The sequence below is a fragment of the Brucella sp. genome, assembly GCF_032066345.1.
Lineage (GTDB): Bacteria > Pseudomonadota > Alphaproteobacteria > Rhizobiales > Rhizobiaceae > Brucella > Brucella pseudogrignonensis.
In genome coordinates this window covers 48,767-64,931 of sequence record NZ_DAMBKZ010000005.1, presented here as the reverse complement: position 1 = coordinate 64,931, position 16,165 = coordinate 48,767, and the positions used below count along the sequence as shown (strand labels likewise).

The window sequence follows — 16,165 nt, the reverse complement described above, 5'->3', positions numbered from 1 at the left end:
AGGGCGCGGGATGACATCAATATTCGAACTATCCGTGTATCTTTCGTTCGTAACGTTCGCGATACTCGGTGTTGCCGTCTATTTTGTGGGCCGCTTGGCACTCCACATTCTGTCTCGCCATGCCAATCACGATATTTTATCAATCCCGATCGGTGCTTTCATCAGCACTATTGCTACGGCTTGGGCGCTCTCGCTTGGGTTTGTGGCCGCGGATATCTGGACCGCGAACTCGAAAGCTGATCAGGCTACAAGCGAAGAGCGTTCATCAATCTCGCGACTGATCGGAGCTGCAAGCCCCGACATTCTCAACGCGCCTGTGCTCGTGAATTCGTTGTCCGAATATCGCTCTGCAGTCATTAAGGACGAATGGCAGGGGAACAGTAACATTTACCCCGTTCATTCCGTTGAGGTTGCACTGCAAAATATTCGGCGTGAGATCGTACACCTCGCCAAAACTGACATTCCTGCACCGATCATATCGCAGCTCGTCCGCGATTTTGATGAGCTGCAGGATGCGCGCAATGCACGGCTTTCTGTCGGCTCAACTTCGGTTGACATGTATAAGTGGTATCTACTGTTCTCACTAACGGTCCTGACGATAATTACAATTGCCGCAACACATGCGGACAGAGTAACGGCAGGGATCAAAGCTATGGTAATTTATTCGATCACGGCTGCATTTTGTCTATGGATTCTCGCCATTCATGCCAATCCTTATCAGGGGATAGAGCGTCTTGAACCATCGCTCTTGTTTACAAACCAGAAACAAACCTGATCCGCAGCTTTGAAAGCGAAATAGGAACTCGTTATGAAACCGCTTGCCGTAGCAATCACTGCACTGACGCTCTTTGTAGCTGCGCCAAAGGCCGAGGCTCAGACTTTCAGTGTTTGTCATGGCTATGAATGCTATTATCGAACCAAGGTGACTTTATCTGCCCAGGATCTGCGCCGAGTTCAAAGCCTCATGCGCCAGGGAGCGCAATCGCCCGCCGCCGAACGTAAAGCGTTGCGGTCAGCAATTGCCTTGTTTGAGCAACGCAGCACGGCTTTCATCGGCGTGCGCGACAAACCACGAATGCAATTTGGCAAAGCGCGCATTAAAGGCCAGATGGATTGTATCGATGAATCGACCAACACTGATAATTTTATCCGATATCTGGATGCGCGAGGCTGGCTAAAACATCATTCGCCAGCACGCAAAACAACACGCGGCAGCTTTATTGACGGCCGCTATCCGCACTGGACCGCCGTAATCCAAGCGAAGGATGGCGAGCGCTGGGCCGTTGATTCCTGGTATGAAGTAGGCGGCGGTCCGCCCGACATTATGCTGCTTGCCGAATGGAAACGCCGTGGTTATGGCGGTGAGAGATAAATATCGATCAGGTGTTGCACTGGATTGCCGTGATAGGCGTCACGAATGCAGCGCATAAAGTTGAGAAATGCGTCGACCGTTTCAACAAGGGGGTTACCAATGGCTATTCTGAGAAAGTCCTTTGCCGCTGCATGCACCAGCGCTCTCGTCGCCGTCAGTATGTTTGTCGCACCTGTCGTCGAAGCCTGCACACGCGTAGTCTATCTCGGAGCGAACGATCAGGTAATCACTGCCCGCTCCATGGACTGGAAAGTTGATGTCGGCACCAATCTCTGGATTTTCCCGCGCGGAATGGATCGTTCAGGTGAAGCCGGACCAAACTCCGTCAAGTGGAAGTCCAAATATGGAAGCGTCATTTCCTCCGGCTACGACATTTCCACAACCGACGGCATGAACGAAGCCGGTCTTGTGGCCAATGTGTTATGGCTGGTTGAATCTGAATATCCGAAATATGACGGAACGGGTCCCGGCCTGTCCATCGCGGCCTGGGCGCAATATGTGCTCGACAATTTCGCGACCGTCGATGAAGCCGTTAAAGCGCTCAGTGCCAACCCATTCACAATCGTCACTGACAAGGTTCCCGGTGAAAGCAGGCTAGCAACGCTGCATCTCTCCATGTCAGACGCATCAGGCGACAGCGCCATCATCGAATATATCGACGGCAAACAGGTCATTCATCACAGCCGTCAATATCAGGTAATGACCAATTCGCCGACCTTTGATGAACAGCTGGCACTTCACTCCTATTGGACACAGATCGGCGGAACAGTGATGCTGCCGGGCACCAATCGGGCTTCGGATCGCTTCACACGCGCGGCCTTCTACATCAATGCTATCCCGAAGTCAGAAGAACCGGTCGAAGCACTGGCGAGCGTTTTCAGCGTCATTCGCAACACATCAGTACCTTTCGGCATCACCACACCTGATCAACCGAACATCTCATCGACACGCTGGCGCACGGTCGCTGATCACAAACGTAAGCTCTACTTCTTTGAATCTGCACTTACGCCCAACCTCTTCTGGGTCGATCTGAACACAATCGATTTTTCAGCAGATAAAGGGAAGGTTCAGAAACTCGATCTGGGACCAGATCAGCGCAACATCTTTTCCGGCGTCGTAAACAAAGATTTCAAGGATTCCGAACCGTTCAAGTTCCTCGGTCTTTGAGTTCAACGAAACTGCAATCCGGCCAAGAGAGTTTGAAAAACGGCCCAATAATCTGAACCAAACAGCCTTTGACGCGTTGTTTAATCACAACTAACCAGAACGGAGGAAATCCAATGGACTGGAATCGCGTAGAAGGTAATTGGAAACAGGCTAAGGGTAAGGTCAAGGAACAGTGGGGTAAGCTTACTGACGATGATCTTGACCAGATCAATGGTCGCCGCGAACAGTTGGAAGGCAAGATTCAGGAGCGCTACGGTATCGCTAAGGACCGTGTTAAGTCCGAAATTGATGACTGGTACAAGCACCAGCAGTGGCTGTCATAGTCCGCCCAAGCTCTAACGAAATGAAGCCCTGCCCTTTGGCGGGGCTTCATTTTTGCTTGCTTAGCAGCGATCAACGCGCTGAAGCGATGCCGACAGTCCCATAAGCGAGAATGTGTAGCGTGTCTGCGTGCCACGAACCGAAGTGGCCTGCACGTTAACCGAGCGGCCAGACCGCATTGCGCTAATGATGCGCGCCTCATCGCCTTCGTTCTGTGCCCAAGCCCGATTCCCCTCAGTGAAAAATGGGAACTGCGCACCGTCCACCATCACCCTCACCGTGCTATCGGCTTTAAGCTGATAACCCATAACGAGCTGGGGGCTGTAACCGCCTCCAGACTTGGAAATAATGATAAAATTATCGCCATGCCTGACGCCTGCCGGAAGGAAACTCGACGGCACAGTCAAAGCATAGCATTTGTTTCCGGGCAGCTGCGTGTTCTGATAAACGCCCCAATCCCGAAACTCACCAACATGACTTGTTTTAGCCGAAGCCGCGAAAGAACTCGCCACCAACCCTGCAAGCGCCAACGCAACAGTGGTTGTTTTTTTAGTCATTGCCTGAAACCTCCATAATATCGCCAATCACGCAGCATAAAAAATTGTTTCATTGCGTTACTATTTCCTTAACAGACCCCTAAAAAATTGTTGAACAGGTAAAATCGTCGCGGCCACGCGTAATTCGCGCATGAGAAAGCCCGCCTGGCGATTAAACCGGGCGGGCTACAACCGTATGAGCTTATGAAATCAACCAGATTAAATTCGGATTGAAATTCAATTCACTGCTTAGAACACGTTTCGCTCTGACTAAAACGCACCAGCGCTCTAAAAGCGGAACTGAAGACCGAGAGAGTAGCCAACCTGATTTCCGTCGTCATGACCAAAGCGCGCATTGATTTCACTGAAGACGCCTACCTGTTCAGTTACAGCGAGCTGAGCACCAAGCTGCGCACGTCCAAAGTCTTTATCAACATTGCCCAAATCGGCGATACGTACACCGCCATCCGAAAGGCTTGTCAGCTGGATGCTGTCAGGACGACCATCTGCAAACTCATGCACCCACTTCACGCTGGAATAGGGACGGAGAACCATGCCGTTACCGAGCGCAATTGTGCCATGCAAACGCCAGCCGATACTGGCCTCGAATGAATCAAACGTTTGTTTGTCATAGCTCATGCCGGTGCGGAAATCGCTGTCTTCGTCAAAGCCGTTGATGCGATACCGCATATAATCAAGACCTGCGACCGGGCCGCTTTTTACACCGCCCAATGTGAAGTCATGACCGCCCTCAACCCGAGCACCCCAAGACAAGGCTGACGTATCTGACGAAAGTCGCTGATCGAGTAGCACTGGGCCGTCAATCGCCTGTAGGAATATCGAGCGTTTATTATCGAAGCTGCTACGCCCGATATTCAAATCACCCGCAAGCCAATTAGAGGCGCTGTCCTGAAACAACGCATAAAGGCCAGCCTGCCAGTTGTCGCTCTCGATGGAACCCTCGTGGTTGAGCTTATCGCGACTGCGTTGAAATCCGATACTGCCGCCGAAGGTCCAGGAATCGTTGTAACGATAATCACCGAGAAGATTGATGCCCAAACGCGTTGCATCGGATACGCCAGGTAGATCGAAGCCGCTACCGGGATAGATATCGCCTTCAATACTCGCTTCGCCTTTAAACGTCCCGACAGCACGGTCGCTTTCAAGCAAACTAAGCCAGCGGCGGTTATGAAGGTTGACCAGAGCATCATGCTGACGGCCAAGCTGATCCGACATCTGCCTGATCATCGCGCCGCCTGAAGCTGTCGAAGCAAGAAGGTCGGCGTTGGTCAGCTCCAGCACAAGGCGGGTCAACAGTCGTGAATAATCGCGTAGGCGCTGTTCGACACGTTCTTCGCCAAAGGCGTCCGTTAAGACCTGTTCATTATCGCGCACCGGATTATGCCAGGTGCTGCCTCCCGGGATCGCGGGATTATCGGTCTGTGTATAGCCATCAAGATCGCCAAGTTCCCAATTGGTTGATTCCATGTAGAGGACCGGAATGCCAAGACCAAGAAAACTATCACCGTCACTACAGCAGCCTGTACCGGCCGGATATGCCGGGTCCAATCCAGGATTGGTGAAGAGCGAGATATTCAGCTCATCCGCAATTCTGAAAATCTGCTCACGATAAGACGCCAGAGCCGGATTAGCGACGCTGTTGCGGCCAGCATGCGCATACATTTTATCGCCGGTGATCAGACTGTCAATATTGATCATGCCGAGCATGTTGGCGCGTTCTTCAGCGCTTAACGAAGCGACGTAGGCACGCGATCCGCGCAAACCTTCTTCTTCCGCGCCAAATCCAACCACTTCCAACCCGTTTTCAAGCTGGATACCGGCCATATTGCGCGCGATTTCGGTCAGAACGCCAGCGCCCGACGCATTGTCATCCAGACCCTGCAAGGTAGGCCGACCGAAGAACGTGTCGTAATGCGCGCCCACCACGAGATATTTTCCGGTCGTACCAGCTGCCGAAGCGATTACGTTCTTCGACGCACGGCTCGTGCCGCTAGCTGTCCAATTAAAGTTCTGGATTGATGTTTCATACCCCACGCCAAGCCGCGACTGCATCCAGCTGGTTGCAGCTTCAAAATTAGCAGTTCCGCGATATCGGCCCGGATAATCATTTATCAGTTTATCGACTGTTTGATTGGCATACTGACCGTAATCATAAGCAGCAGCATCGCTGCTCATTGATACGCCAGCGATCCCAACGGCTACAGCAAGAGCACCAGCAGCGCTGGTAAATGCTGAAGCGCGCTTCAGTTTCTTACAATCAGACGCAATAATTCCCGTGGCCTGACCCTCGCCAGACCACCGTCCCATTTTATAACCCACTGTGATTCCCACCTGTTTTTATAGTTCACACAGGAATTTCTAATTAATGAAATACAATGCGTCACGCCGTTATTGCATCTAATCAACACTTAAACTGCGACGTTGTTGATTATGACTACCGTGGTAGAAAACTATTTCAAAACAGCTCACAAGGTTCCTCCGCTTGAGTAAGCGAAACCCATTGAAAGTCGAGAATAAGTTTTGTGGAGAAAATGGTGGGCCCGGAGGGACTCGAACCCCCAACCAAGCGGTTATGAGCCGCCGGCTCTGACCAATTGAGCTACAGGCCCACGCAACACTGCACCTACCCTAAAGAAAGATACGACACAAGCTGTCAATTACACGAGTTGCCCTAATGCGCACATATTCGATTGTCATTCATGCAACTCAAGACACGATTCATCTGAATTGAACCGCCAGGTTGCAAATCAACTGCGTTTCAGGCCAGATATTGTGGCGTTTTGCTTTAGAGGGAACTTAAATACACTCAATGACAAAGCAGAAATGGCTTCTCAAGGAGTCTGCTTTGCACAAGCTGCCTCAACTTTCTCTACAGGAGATTTTATGAACAACCGCGCTACTACCCTTCTTGCCACTTCATTTTCGGCAATCATGCTTGCAGGTGCATTTTCACTGCCAGCTGCAGCGCAGGAGAATCACATGACGAAGCAGCCAGCACGCATTGCAGTGACCGGCGAAGGCAAGATGAACTCTGCCCCGGACATGGCAATTCTGAACCTCACTGTATTGCGCGATGCTGAAACGGCGCGCGAAGCAATGACGGCCAATAATGAAGCAATGGCCAAGGTGCTGGAAGCAATGAAAAAGGCCGGCGTCGAGGAGCGTGATCTCCAGACCAGTGGCATCAATATTCAGCCGCGTTATGTCTATCCGGACGACAAGAATGGCCTGAAAGAACCAAAAATCAGCGGTTATAGCGTATCCAACAGCCTGAGCGTGCGTGTGCGTGATCTCGCCAAGGTTGGCAATGTTCTCGATGAATCAGTAACGCTTGGCGTCAATCAGGGCGGCGATCTTACCTTCGTGAACGATAATCCAGCTTCCACGATCAACGAAGCCCGCAAGCGTGCCGTTGCTGATGCGATTGCCAAGGCAAAGACCCTTGCCGATGCAGCAGGCGTTGGCCTTGGTCGGGTCGTTGAAATCAACGAACAGAGCCGTCCGCCTATGCCGATGCCAATCGCGCGTCAGGCCAAGATGATGGCAGCCGCTGCCCCTGAGGATTCAGTTCCAGTCGCAGCCGGTGAAAACAGCTATAATGTTTCGGTCAACGTCGTTTTCGAGATCAAGGAATAACGACAAAGAAGGGGCGTTCACGCGCCCCTTTTACTCTAACAGTCTAAGACAACAGAAAAAGCCAGCCTGAACTTCAGGCTGGCTTTTTGTTTAGTCACTAGGTCCGATTAACGGATGATTGGGCAACCGCGTACATTGGCGAATACAACGCCGGTCGGGCGACCATGGCGGAAGCCGCGCACCTGAACCGATTTTCCGCGATAAGCAACGCGTGCGTTACGAATACCCATGCGGTGTGCCTTCATCTTGGCGCCTTCAACCGAGCAGGCCGGACCGCGATAGGCAGGACGTCCATGATGACGATTACCACGATAATCGATGTTGATCACAGGCGAATGCGCTGCGGTGCTGACCGCAGGCACGGATGCAGGCGATGCAGCATTTGCCGAAGCACCAGCGGTGAAGACGGCGGCGAAACCGATTGCAGCAGTGACAACGAATGACTTGAGCGACATTGCGGACATCTTAAAACCCTTTCGAACTTTTATCAGGTGATCTTCACCCGAGACATCCGATAAGTAGGCCATCGAACATGAACGGAAAGCCAAGTTCACGTTCATATAGCGTTCAGTTTGGTAAACACCGCCAAGGGCCGATACAACGTATCCTCATAAAAATAATATAAAACAATCACTTAAGTTGAAAGTAGCGCCAAACCAAAATCGCCAAAGACCGAACATTAAACTTACTTAATGCACCCTAATAAGACGATTAATCCAATGGCACCATGTGCTGGATGTATTCTTCTTCATCCTTGAGTTCATGATCAAAAGCCGTCACCTTGCCGCGAACGGAGACGCCGGCTTCGTAGATCGTATCTGGCGAACCTGATACCAGTGGGTGCCACCAATAGAGATCAGCACCTTCTGCAACCAAGCGATAAGCACAGGTAGCCGGAAGCCAATTGACTTCATGAACGATCTCAGGCGTCAGGAACACACAATCCGGCACCGTTTTGCGACGGTTCGGATAGTCGCTGCACTTGCAGCTCTCTGCGTCCAGAAGTGTACAGGCAACAGTCGTCCAGTAGACTTCCTCAGTGTCGTCATCCAGCAATTTATGCAGGCAGCACTGACCGCATCCATCGCACAGGCTTTCCCATTCCTGTCGGTTGAGCTGCTCTAGAGATTTGGTTTGCCAGAAGGGTTTCTTATCCATGACGCTGCATATAGTGCAATTAGATACTTTTGGGCATGGGCAAATCGCCGCCCTTCCCTATTGAATGCTGAGCATTCTTGCGTTAGACAACCTTCGTCATCCTTATGACCGTAAGCGTCTTACGTTAGGCAACGCATCAATTTAGCTGGGAACGGCTATACGCTTTGATGTTTCGTTGCGCGTTCCCCGCATAATATTCAGGAATACATATGTCTCAGTTTAACGGGTCACGCCGCAGAAAACTGCCAGCGCGTTATGCATCTATTGTGATGCCATTCATTCTTTCGATCATGATGACGTTCGTCGTCTCGCTGATCGCAACGGCGAAAAGCCTTGGCTTTGCCCACCCCGATCTGGCCTATAGCTGGATGACTTCGTGGGCTCTGTCCTGGGCAATCGCCTTCCCGGTCCTGCTTGCCATCCTGCCAGTGGTTCGAAAAATGGTCGGCTTCGTCTGCCATCCGCATTAGAGCGCCGTGCGTCCATTCGGACGCACAAAGGTCGCCATTTTGCGTAGAATAAAACGAAAAAATAACTAGGGTATACAAAAAAGCCGCGCAGTGTTCATGCGCGGCTTTTTCAATTTATTGTAGTTCGCTTAGCGGAAGATAGCTTCGCCCTGCTCATCCACGATCTGACGACCCTTATTAAGCGAAATGCTGGCGGCATCTTCAATGCCAGGGCAGCGATCAGCGCGCACAAAGCGATGTTCTTTCAGCTCACCATTGATCGTCTTCGAGATAACACCGCAAACCTGATACTGGCCGCCTTCGCTGTAAGGCGTCGCGATGATCAGAAAGTCTTTGTGTTCAAGACGCCCGGCTTCTTTTGGTGCTGCTGGGGTTTCTTCAACTGAGCCACCGCCAAAAAGACGCTTCAGAAAAGACATAACGCTCCCTCTTTATAAAAATCGCCCGAAACCGTATCCGGCATCGGGCGAGGAGTTATTAGCTGTCGAGGAACGAACGCAGCTTGCGCGAGCGGCTCGGGTGCTTGAGCTTGCGCAGTGCCTTCGCTTCAATCTGACGGATACGTTCGCGCGTTACCGAGAACTGCTGACCGACTTCTTCAAGCGTATGGTCAGTGTTCATGCCGATACCGAAACGCATACGCAGCACGCGTTCCTCACGCGGTGTAAGCGATGCCAGAACGCGGGTCGTCGTATCGCGAAGGTTTGCCTGAATGGCCGCATCAATTGGCAGCAGCGCATTCTTGTCTTCGATGAAATCACCCAGGTGTGAATCTTCTTCATCACCAACTGGCGTTTCAAGCGAAATTGGTTCCTTGGCGATTTTCAGAACCTTGCGCACTTTTTCAAGCGGCATGGCCAGCTTTTCAGCCAATTCTTCCGGCGTTGGTTCACGACCGATTTCATGCAGCATCTGGCGCGAGGTACGAACGATCTTGTTGATCGTTTCGATCATATGCACCGGAATACGGATGGTGCGGGCCTGATCGGCAATCGAGCGGGTGATCGCCTGACGGATCCACCAGGTCGCATAGGTCGAGAACTTGTAACCACGGCGATATTCGAACTTATCGACCGCCTTCATCAGACCGATATTGCCTTCCTGAATAAGATCAAGGAACTGAAGGCCACGATTGGTGTACTTCTTGGCAATAGAGATAACGAGACGAAGGTTGGCTTCCACCATTTCCTTCTTGGCGATGGTTGCTTCGCGTTCACCCTTCTGAACCTGATTGACGATGCGGCGGAATTCGCCGATCGAAATCGCGGTTTCGGTAGCCAACATCTGAATTTCCGAACGCAGACGATCAATCGTGCGTTCTTCCTTCGTGGCGAAGTCTTTCCAGCCGCGAGCAGCCAGAGTGCCGACGCGCTCAACCCACTTTGGATCAAGTTCGTGACCCTGATATTCCTTCAGGAACTCTTCACGACGCACGCCAAACGATTCAGCCAGACGCAGCAGCTTGCCTTCGTTCTGAACGAGACGCTTGTTGATGTCGTAAAGCTGTTCAACCAGCTGCTCGATACGGTTCTGGTTCAGCGAAAGCGACTTAACCGCCTTGATCAGCTGATCCTTCAGTTCCTTGTAACGACGTTCCTGGCTGGAAGACAGATCAGCGGCAGCAGCCAGACGGCTTTCAACCTGCTGGTCCTGCAGCTTACGCAACTTGCGATAGGTATCTGCGATCAGATCGAGTGTTTCCATGACCTGTGGGCGCAGTTCGGCTTCCATAGCCGCCAGCGACAGGTTGGCTTCATCCTCGTCTTCTTCTTCCTCTTCCGCAGGCATGTCACCGCCGACATTGGTAATGTCGTCGTCATCACGCGAACGGCGCGGACCCTTGTCATCACGCGGCTTTTCTTCTTCCACGCGCTCGACAATCGGAGCCTGCTTGGCTTCCGGTCCGGCATAAGTGGTTTCAAGGTCGATGATTTCACGCAGCAGAATGTTGGATTCATTCAGCTGTTCACGCCAGATGATAATCGCCTGGAATGTCAGCGGGCTTTCGCAAAGCCCTGCAATCATCGTTTCACGACCGGCTTCAATGCGCTTTGCGATGGCGATTTCGCCTTCGCGTGACAGAAGCTCGACGGAACCCATTTCGCGCAGATACATGCGCACCGGATCGTCCGTACGATCAGTCGGCTCTTTCTTGGTAGTGGTGGCAGCAACAGCAGTTCCGGTCGATTCGACCAGATCGCCACCTTCTTCATTGTCGTCGTCGCTGTTGTCGTCGCGATCGTTTTCCTGTTCGTCGTCTTCAACGACGTTGATGCCCATGTCCGAAAGCATGGCCATCGTGTCTTCGATCTGCTCGGATGTCACTTCCTCGGAAGGCAGCACGGCATTCAGCTCGTCCATAGTGACGTAGCCGCGCTTCTTCGCGAGCTTGATCATCTTCTTGACAGCATCGTCAGAAAGGTCGAGAAGCGGCCCGTCGGTCGCACCTTCGCGCTCGACTTCGGCTTCTTCGTTTTCCTTAACCTTCGTTGCCATATTGCTCGTCTCCAGGCGACACCGGTCGCTTCTAAGATATATAGAGTGGTCAAACGGTTTTGCGAGAGCGCCGTTTAACTGTTGATTCTGCGAATAGCTGATTTCACGTTAATGCCGGATTAACCCTGCCGGTATTAACGGACCCTGTCGTCTCCAAATTCTTGTGGGTAGATCCGGGATCAATGGTCGCCTTCAAGGCCCTGCCCGGTCTGTTACTATCGCCCATCAAGGCTGATTTCAGGAGTCCACTTAGGGAACGTTTATCAATATCAGTTCTTTAATCCTTGCTCGAACTGTCGTGATTCCGTCATTTGTGCCGCACGTCAAGAGCGACTCACCTGATTCGGGTCCAAAAAGCGAATCATTTATTGTCGCGGCGCGTTCTCGGCCCTTTTCAACGCCGCAAATTCCCGCAAACCCGCCATTTCCGGCAGTTTGAAGTCTTTCGCCGTTTCCAGGTGATTCGGGGCCTGTGACATTAAACTGTTACGCGTTTACCTGATTGCAGGCAGCATGACTGAAATCACGAACTTCCCGGTGCGCGTCCCGATGAAAGTCCAAACCCGTCAATGAGGGCTTCGGTTGCTTCTGCCTGAGCAATCTGTTTCTGAATATCAATAAGTCGGGCGAAAATTTCACCCGTTTCATCACTATCAAGCGATGCTTCGACAGCGCGCAACTCCCTATGTAGGGTGCGCGCCCGCTGATGCAAGTGAAGCGCTTGTTTTAAGGCTTCGCGAACATCATCCTCGGCCGCCTGCGCCGTGGCAGTCCACTCGCGCGTGCGCCTGACAACAGCTTCAAGCGTCTCGATCAATTCGACATGCCCGGCCGCAACCAGCGCCTTGCGCATCGCATATCCATCTTCGACATGATTGGAGGCCAGCACATCCAGCATTGCCAGATGCAATACCTTCAAAGCATCGTGCTCAAGATCCAGTGCGGCCATCGTCTCAAAATCTTCTTCGATCAGACGCGGATGGTTAAGCAGCATCAAAACGATTGCCGTTTCGCGCAGCGACGCGTTGCGGCCTTTGACCATGTTGGAGCGTGTCAGACTGTCAGAAAACGACAGACGACCGCCAAAGGCAGCACCGCCGCGACCCTGCTGAGGGCCTCGCGCCTTATCTTTGCCACGATTAAACGTATTTCCGCCATTATTTTGCCGTCTCTGCCCAAAAAATGCCTGAGCTCTGTCACGCATTTCCTGGCTATAATGGCGCCGAATGTCCTCATTTGCGATGCGGCTGGTGATTTCGCGCAAACGCGCTTCAAGTTCCGCACGCCGCTCCGGCGTGTCGTAAACGCCGCTGGCAGTCTCACGCGTCCAGACCATATCGACCAGCGGCTTAGCATCACGCAAAACGGAATAAAACGCGGACGGACCTTCTGCCTTAACCAGATCGTCCGGGTCCTGCCCTTCGGGAAGCATCGCGAAACGCAACGATTTACCCGGCTGCAACGTAGGCAATGCCAGATCAGCCGCACGATAGGCTGCACGAACACCTGCGCCATCGCCGTCAAAGCAGAGGATAGGTTCAGGACTGATGCGCCAGAGCAATTCAAGCTGCTCTTCTGTCAGTGCAGTTCCGAGCGGCGCCACGGCCTGCTCAATGCCCGCCTGTGCCAGCGCAATCACATCCATATAGCCTTCAACAGCGATGATCGGCTTTGCCGGTTCGCCGCCCTGTGGCTGACACGCCTTGCGCGCACGGAGGCCATTATAAAGAATGCGGCCCTTATGAAACAGCTCGGTTTCCGGTGAATTGAGGTATTTTGCAGGGGCGTCAGCCGAAAGCGCACGACCACCAAAAGCGACAATGCGTCCGCGCAAATCCTCAATCGGGAACATGATACGATCACGGAAACGATCATAGGAAACCGCAATGCCTTCACCATGGACAACGAGGCCGCAGGCTTCGATCTGATCTTTCGCGATACCTTTTCCCGCCAGGAACTCTTTCAGCGCATTGCGCGATTCCGGCGCATAACCAATGCGAAAAGTCTGCTGTGTTGCGCTAGAAAGTCCGCGATCGCGCAGATAAGCACGCGCCTTTGCGCCTGCAGCAACCTGCAGCTGGCTTTCAAAAAACTGCGCTGCAAGTTCCATCACATCATAAAGCGATGCGCGCTGCGCTTCGCGCTTTTCCATTTCCGGATCGCGCGCGGGCATCGGCACGCCAGCCATGTCAGCGACGCGCTCCACCGCTTCAGGAAAGCTTGCGCCTTCCAGCTCGGTCAGAAATTTGAAGTGATCGCCGGTTACTCCGCAACCAAAACAGTGGTAACGTCCCTTACGGTCTTCGCAGTGGAAGCTTGGCGTTTTTTCGCCATGGAACGGGCAACAGCCCCAGAAATCACCCTTCGGCGGATTGCTCTTTTTCCGATCAAACGAAACGCGCGTTCCGATCAGCGTCGAGATCGGCACGCGATCTCGGATCTCATCGAGAAAGGAAGGCGGAAAACGCATTACGATTGTCTCTTTCAGCTCAGCAGGCAATTTGTTCTTCAGCATATATAGGCGCGCGCGAACACGCAGTCCATGACACAGAAGCGGCCCTCCCCGCTAATCACAGTCCGCAGTACATAGGGACTGCGTCGCCCGATATGTCATAAAACTGTCACATATCTTTCACATTGAAGCGACGCCGCTTGATTTAGAGGGATTTCAGGCTCATATTCCCTCATTAATATAATTAGCCGGAACATATTTTTTCTCTTTTTGTTGTTTAGACTTAATTGAAAAATTTGATCCCCCAATCTCCAACCCGAAAGGAGTTCCAATGAACGGTTCTCTTGTCCTTTTGCATCTTGCTGGTGCTGTTGCTCTCCTTCTTTGGGCGACCCGCATGGTGCGAACGGGTGTGGAGCGCGCCTATGGTGATCGGCTACGCCGTCGTCTGCGCAATCAGATGCAGAACCCGCTGCTGGCGATAGCCTTCGGCCTCGTCATGGCAATTGCCCTGCAAAGTTCCACCGCAGTCACACTTTTGGTCGGCTCTTTTGTCGGATCAGGCATTGTGAGCGGCGTTGCGGGCTTGATGGCTGTGCGCGGCGGCGAACTTGGATCGGCGCTTGTCGTCAAGATCCTGAGCTATGATCTGACCTTGCTTGTACCGCTCTGCCTTGTTTCGGGCACCGCCATTTTCATGACCACCGAGCGACGGGACTGGCGCCAGATTGGCCGCATCCTCGTCGGCATCGGCCTGCTCATCATGTCTCTGGAAATGACAGGACAGGCCACCGAGCCGCTGCGTCAGAGCGAGCTTCTGCCAATTATCGTAGATTATCTCTCCAGCGATCCGGTGACGACCTATCTTCTGGCCGCACTGATGACCTGGCTGTTCCATTCAAGCATTGCAGGCGTCATCCTGCTAACCACATTCGCGTCCCGGGGACTAATCACGCCCGAGCTTGCAGTTATCATGGTGCTGGGTGTCAATCTCGGCTCGTCCATTATCGCCCCAATTCTGACCCGCAACGCGCCACCCGAAACTCGCGTCGTCCCGCTCGGCAATTTGCTGATGCGCGGTGCAGGTTCGATGATCATGCTGGTGCTGTTTGAAAGCTTCAAGCCTTCGCTCGGCTTCCTCGGCGGCGACCCTGTCTCGCAGGTGGTCAACGCACATATCCTGTTCAATGTCATCATCATGCTTGCGGGCATTCCATTGTCTGGCCTGGTTCTGCGAGCAACAGAAGCATTGGTGCATCTCAACTCGGACAAGAATGCCCCCGTTCAGCCAATCGAGGTCGAAGAATACAGCGCACTCGACAATGCCGTACTCGACCGCCCTTCGCAGGCGCTTGCCAATGCAACGCGCGAAGTTGTGGGCGTCTGCGACACGATCGAAGTAATGCTGCGCCGCATTATCGACCTTTACGAGAAGCCGGATCAGGCCCGTATTAATGAACTCGCAGCACTCGATGACCGGGTCGACAAAAAACATGCGGCGATCAAGCTTTATCTCACCAGGCTTGCAAGCAAGGATCTTGATGAGTTTGAAGCGCTCCGTATGCAGGAGCTGATGGGTGCCTGCGTCAAGCTCGAACAGGTAGGCGACATCATCGTCCGCAACATGCTTGCGCATGTGCAAAAGAAGATGGACCACAATCTCGAATTCACCGAAGAAGGCTGGAAGGAGCTGAGCCACTTCCATGCCATGGTGCTGGCCAACGCGCATATGGCTTTCAACGTGATTGTTTCGCGTGATGGTCGCACGGCGCGCCTGCTGGTGCAGGAGAAGGACAATCTGCGCGATCTCGAAAAGCAGACGAGTATGCGTCACTTCTCTCGCCTTCGCGAAGGCTCAACACGCAGTATCGAAACTAGCACCATCCATCTCGACACCATTCGCGATCTCAAGCAGATCAATTCATTGCTGGCATCGATGGCATATCCGGTTCTCGAAGAACAAGGACTGCTCAGTGCAACCCGCTTGAAGACAGCGAAGCAAAGCTAACAAAAAGCCCCGCAAAAGCGGGGCTTTTTTATTCACAACAAAGGCGCTTCTATTGAAGCAGTGTCTTCACCAGAGCGCTGGCTTTGGTGAAGTCCATCTGGCCTGCATAGCGTTCTTTCAATGCGGCCATGACCTTGCCCATATCGCGAAGGCCCTGCGCACCGATATCTGCAATAACCGTTTCACAAGCCGTCTTGATCTCATCATCGCTCATCTGCGTTGGCAGGAAATCATTGAGGATCGCAATTTCCTGACGTTCGCCTTCAGCGAGCTCAATACGATTTCCTTCTTCATAGATGCGCGCGGATTCTTCGCGCTGCTTGACCATCTTTCCGAGAATGCCAAGCAGTTCCTCGTCGCCAACCGGATCTTTGCCAGCGCCGCGATTAGCAATGTCACGGTCCTTAACCGCAGCCATAATCAGACGCAGTGTCGACAAGCGCAGCTTATCCTGTGCCTTCATTGCATTGGTAAGTGCCTGAGAAATCTCCTGGCGAAGCATAACGTCTCTCCTGACGGTTAGGTAAG

At 52.6% G+C, this 16,165-nt stretch carries 15 protein-coding genes and 1 tRNA gene; 7 read left to right on the top strand and 9 right to left on the bottom strand.

What is annotated here, in order from left to right; genetic code table 11:
* Positions 1-10: 10 nt before the first annotated feature.
* The 4 genes from RT142_RS08265 (at position 11) to RT142_RS08250 (ending at position 2,862) form a co-directional block, all read left to right on the top strand.
* A complete protein-coding gene (locus RT142_RS08265) occupies positions 11-775 on the top strand; it encodes a hypothetical protein (protein WP_007875892.1) in 765 nt (254 codons plus the stop codon).
* A gap of 33 nt (positions 776-808) precedes the next feature.
* Complete coding sequence (locus RT142_RS08260; RefSeq protein WP_200635049.1) at positions 809-1,372, top strand: hypothetical protein; 564 nt, start codon at positions 809-811, stop codon at positions 1,370-1,372.
* Positions 1,373-1,471: 99 nt separating this feature from the next.
* On the top strand, positions 1,472-2,539 hold the full coding sequence (locus RT142_RS08255) for a linear amide C-N hydrolase (protein WP_313028281.1): 1,068 nt from the start codon (positions 1,472-1,474) through the stop codon (positions 2,537-2,539).
* A gap of 113 nt (positions 2,540-2,652) precedes the next feature.
* Positions 2,653-2,862, top strand: coding sequence for a CsbD family protein (locus tag RT142_RS08250; protein WP_231195800.1), 210 nt, complete (start codon positions 2,653-2,655; stop codon positions 2,860-2,862).
* Positions 2,863-2,922: 60 nt separating this feature from the next.
* On the opposite strand, the gene RT142_RS08245 is transcribed toward RT142_RS08250, so the two are convergent.
* The 3 genes from RT142_RS08245 to RT142_RS08235 all read right to left on the bottom strand — a co-directional run bounded on the left by RT142_RS08245 (position 2,923) and on the right by RT142_RS08235 (position 6,026).
* Positions 2,923-3,417 (bottom strand): invasion associated locus B family protein, encoded by a 495-nt coding sequence (locus RT142_RS08245; protein WP_039859959.1) that lies wholly within the window; start codon positions 3,415-3,417, stop codon positions 2,923-2,925.
* A 267-nt stretch (positions 3,418-3,684) separates the two neighbouring features.
* On the bottom strand, positions 3,685-5,736 hold the full coding sequence (locus RT142_RS08240; RefSeq protein WP_313028279.1) for an autotransporter domain-containing protein: 2,052 nt from the start codon (positions 5,734-5,736) through the stop codon (positions 3,685-3,687).
* A 213-nt stretch (positions 5,737-5,949) separates the two neighbouring features.
* Positions 5,950-6,026: transfer RNA gene (locus RT142_RS08235), tRNA-Ile, on the bottom strand.
* 274 nt (positions 6,027-6,300) lie between these two features.
* On the opposite strand from RT142_RS08235, the gene RT142_RS08230 reads away from it, so the two are divergent.
* Positions 6,301-7,053, top strand: a complete 753-nt coding sequence (locus tag RT142_RS08230) for an SIMPL domain-containing protein (protein ID WP_007875904.1) — start codon at positions 6,301-6,303, stop codon at positions 7,051-7,053.
* 107 nt (positions 7,054-7,160) lie between these two features.
* Here RT142_RS08230 and RT142_RS08225 read toward each other — a convergent pair whose 3' ends face one another.
* Both RT142_RS08225 and RT142_RS08220 read right to left on the bottom strand, forming a co-directional pair.
* Positions 7,161-7,517: a hypothetical protein gene (locus RT142_RS08225; protein ID WP_007875905.1), complete on the bottom strand. Its 357-nt coding sequence runs from the start codon at positions 7,515-7,517 to the stop codon at positions 7,161-7,163.
* 247 nt (positions 7,518-7,764) lie between these two features.
* A complete protein-coding gene (locus RT142_RS08220; RefSeq protein WP_007875906.1) occupies positions 7,765-8,211 on the bottom strand; it encodes a YcgN family cysteine cluster protein in 447 nt (148 codons plus the stop codon).
* 209 nt (positions 8,212-8,420) lie between these two features.
* Here RT142_RS08220 and RT142_RS08215 point away from each other — a divergent pair, with 209 nt between their 5' ends.
* Entirely contained in the window at positions 8,421-8,681 is a 261-nt protein-coding gene (locus RT142_RS08215) for a DUF2798 domain-containing protein (protein ID WP_079212104.1), read from the top strand.
* Between the two features lie 128 nt (positions 8,682-8,809).
* Here the strand turns inward: RT142_RS08215 and RT142_RS08210 are convergent, their stop codons facing one another.
* The 3 genes from RT142_RS08210 to dnaG all read right to left on the bottom strand — a co-directional run bounded on the left by RT142_RS08210 (position 8,810) and on the right by dnaG (position 13,647).
* Positions 8,810-9,100, bottom strand: coding sequence for an HlyU family transcriptional regulator (locus tag RT142_RS08210; RefSeq protein WP_007875910.1), 291 nt, complete (start codon positions 9,098-9,100; stop codon positions 8,810-8,812).
* A 58-nt stretch (positions 9,101-9,158) separates the two neighbouring features.
* Positions 9,159-11,177 carry an RNA polymerase sigma factor RpoD gene (gene rpoD, locus RT142_RS08205; protein WP_007875911.1) on the bottom strand — a complete coding sequence of 673 codons (2,019 nt, stop codon included), beginning with the start codon at positions 11,175-11,177 and terminating at the stop codon, positions 9,159-9,161.
* A gap of 523 nt (positions 11,178-11,700) precedes the next feature.
* Entirely contained in the window at positions 11,701-13,647 is a 1,947-nt protein-coding gene (gene dnaG, locus RT142_RS08200) for a DNA primase (protein ID WP_313028276.1), read from the bottom strand.
* Between the two features lie 313 nt (positions 13,648-13,960).
* Between dnaG and RT142_RS08195 the strand changes: the two genes are divergently transcribed.
* Positions 13,961-15,637, top strand: coding sequence for a Na/Pi cotransporter family protein (locus RT142_RS08195; RefSeq protein ID WP_007875915.1), 1,677 nt, complete (start codon positions 13,961-13,963; stop codon positions 15,635-15,637).
* 49 nt (positions 15,638-15,686) lie between these two features.
* On the opposite strand, the gene RT142_RS08190 is transcribed toward RT142_RS08195, so the two are convergent.
* Positions 15,687-16,139, bottom strand: coding sequence for a GatB/YqeY domain-containing protein (locus RT142_RS08190; protein ID WP_007875918.1), 453 nt, complete (start codon positions 16,137-16,139; stop codon positions 15,687-15,689).
* Between the last annotated feature and the right edge of the window lie 26 nt (positions 16,140-16,165).

Bases quoted from the DNA above. Each gene is read 5' to 3' on its own strand.
- RT142_RS08230 (WP_007875904.1), top strand. From the start codon at position 6,301: ATGAACAACCGCGCTACTACCCTTCTTGCCACTTCATTTTCGGCAATC.
- RT142_RS08245 (WP_039859959.1), bottom strand. From the start codon at position 3,417: ATGACTAAAAAAACAACCACTGTTGCGTTGGCGCTTGCAGGGTTGGTG.
- RT142_RS08260 (WP_200635049.1), top strand. From the start codon at position 809: ATGAAACCGCTTGCCGTAGCAATCACTGCACTGACGCTCTTTGTAGCT.
- RT142_RS08215 (WP_079212104.1), top strand. From the start codon at position 8,421: ATGTCTCAGTTTAACGGGTCACGCCGCAGAAAACTGCCAGCGCGTTAT.
- RT142_RS08225 (WP_007875905.1), bottom strand. From the start codon at position 7,517: ATGTCCGCAATGTCGCTCAAGTCATTCGTTGTCACTGCTGCAATCGGT.
- RT142_RS08255 (WP_313028281.1), top strand. From the start codon at position 1,472: ATGGCTATTCTGAGAAAGTCCTTTGCCGCTGCATGCACCAGCGCTCTC.
- RT142_RS08265 (WP_007875892.1), top strand. From the start codon at position 11: ATGACATCAATATTCGAACTATCCGTGTATCTTTCGTTCGTAACGTTC.
- RT142_RS08210 (WP_007875910.1), bottom strand. From the start codon at position 9,100: ATGTCTTTTCTGAAGCGTCTTTTTGGCGGTGGCTCAGTTGAAGAAACC.
- dnaG (WP_313028276.1), bottom strand. From the start codon at position 13,647: ATGCGTTTTCCGCCTTCCTTTCTCGATGAGATCCGAGATCGCGTGCCG.
- RT142_RS08250 (WP_231195800.1), top strand. From the start codon at position 2,653: ATGGACTGGAATCGCGTAGAAGGTAATTGGAAACAGGCTAAGGGTAAG.
- rpoD (WP_007875911.1), bottom strand. From the start codon at position 11,177: ATGGCAACGAAGGTTAAGGAAAACGAAGAAGCCGAAGTCGAGCGCGAA.
- RT142_RS08190 (WP_007875918.1), bottom strand. From the start codon at position 16,139: ATGCTTCGCCAGGAGATTTCTCAGGCACTTACCAATGCAATGAAGGCA.
- RT142_RS08195 (WP_007875915.1), top strand. From the start codon at position 13,961: ATGAACGGTTCTCTTGTCCTTTTGCATCTTGCTGGTGCTGTTGCTCTC.
- RT142_RS08220 (WP_007875906.1), bottom strand. From the start codon at position 8,211: ATGGATAAGAAACCCTTCTGGCAAACCAAATCTCTAGAGCAGCTCAAC.